Origin of the sequence: Micromonospora sp. NPDC049044, from assembly GCF_040649215.1 — a bacterium.
Lineage (GTDB): Bacteria > Actinomycetota > Actinomycetes > Mycobacteriales > Micromonosporaceae > Micromonospora.
This window is the reverse complement of record NZ_JBEZFA010000090.1, coordinates 1-1,181: the sequence shown is the minus strand read 5'-3', so window position 1 is coordinate 1,181 and position 1,181 is coordinate 1. Positions and strand designations below refer to the sequence as shown.

The window sequence follows — 1,181 nt, the reverse complement described above, 5'->3', positions numbered from 1 at the left end:
GCTACAGAGGTTGAAAGGCTGAGGTTCGGGCTATCACGGGGGTTCGGGGTCGAGGGTCATGCCGGTGTTGGCGAAGAAGCCGGCGAGGAGATCGGTCTGTTGCTGGCAGGCGCGTAGGCGGTGTTTGACCAGGTCGGCGAGGTGGTCGACGCCGTGGGCGGCGATGTTGGTCAGGCCGCGTTTCATCCATCGCCAGACTCCTTCGGTCGGGTTGAGATCGGGTGCGTACGACGGCAGCCGGATCACGGTCAGCCACGGCCGGGCCGCGATCAGGGCGTGCATGCGGCGGCTGACGTGGGTGTTGAGGTTGTCCCAGATCAGCACGATCGGTGTACGTAACCGCTGGTGAGCCTGGTCGAGGAAGGCGATGTAGTCGTCCTCGCTGAAGCTACCGCGTTCGCCTTTGCGGCCGCGGTGCAGCCGGGTGCGCCACATCAGCCGGCCGCGTTCGCCGGGCTTGAGGCAGACCAGGCCGGCGATCGACACCCGGCCGGAGCCCTTACCGGAGATCTCCACGACGGGTGTGCGGCCGCGGCGTGCCCAGGTCTTGGCCACCGGCGGGCGCAGCACCTGGCCGGCCTCGTCCTGGAAGCAGATCCAGGCGCCGCGGGCCGCGGCTAACCTCTTACCGACGGCCACCGCCTGCGGTGCCAGGTCGCGATCGCTTCGGGGTCGCGTTCGATCGCCCGTCGAATCGGGACCTGCTGGCTATAGCCGATGCGATGCAGCAGGTAGGACACCCCGCGCAGCGTGTAGGAGACGCCGAAACGGCGTTCGATCACCTCGACGACCCGCGCCAGAGTCCACCGGGCGTCCTGCCAGCCCTGCTCAACCGGTCCTCGGTCGAGCAGGTCGGCAAGCTCGCCGAGTTGCTCTTCGGAGAGCTTGCAGTCCGAACCACCCGGCCCCGACGATGCCAGAGCCGCAGTACCGCCGGCAGCCCAGCGACGTCGCCACTCCCGGACCGACTTTGGGGAAACTCTCAGCTCAGAAGCGATCTGCGTGGACGGTTTGGACTCCTCGAACATGGCCGCGGCCTGCATCCGGACCTTCTCACGCCGGACCCGGGCTGCCGCGTTCATGCCACCACCAGCCGGATACCTCATGCCTCCGGCCTACCGAAACCATCGACGCAGATCACGCAGACACGCCGACGACCGTCAGCCTTTCAACCTCTGTAG

At 67.5% G+C, this 1,181-nt stretch carries 2 protein-coding genes; both read right to left on the bottom strand.

Features of this window, described 5'->3' with window-relative positions; genetic code table 11:
* Positions 1-33: 33 nt before the first annotated feature.
* Positions 34-639, bottom strand: a complete 606-nt coding sequence (locus AB0B85_RS33595) for a transposase (protein ID WP_357413809.1) — start codon at positions 637-639, stop codon at positions 34-36.
* Positions 618-1,082, bottom strand: coding sequence for a winged helix-turn-helix domain-containing protein (locus AB0B85_RS33590; RefSeq protein ID WP_357413807.1), 465 nt, complete (start codon positions 1,080-1,082; stop codon positions 618-620). The genes AB0B85_RS33595 and AB0B85_RS33590 overlap by 22 nt, the downstream gene beginning before the upstream one ends.
* Between the last annotated feature and the right edge of the window lie 99 nt (positions 1,083-1,181).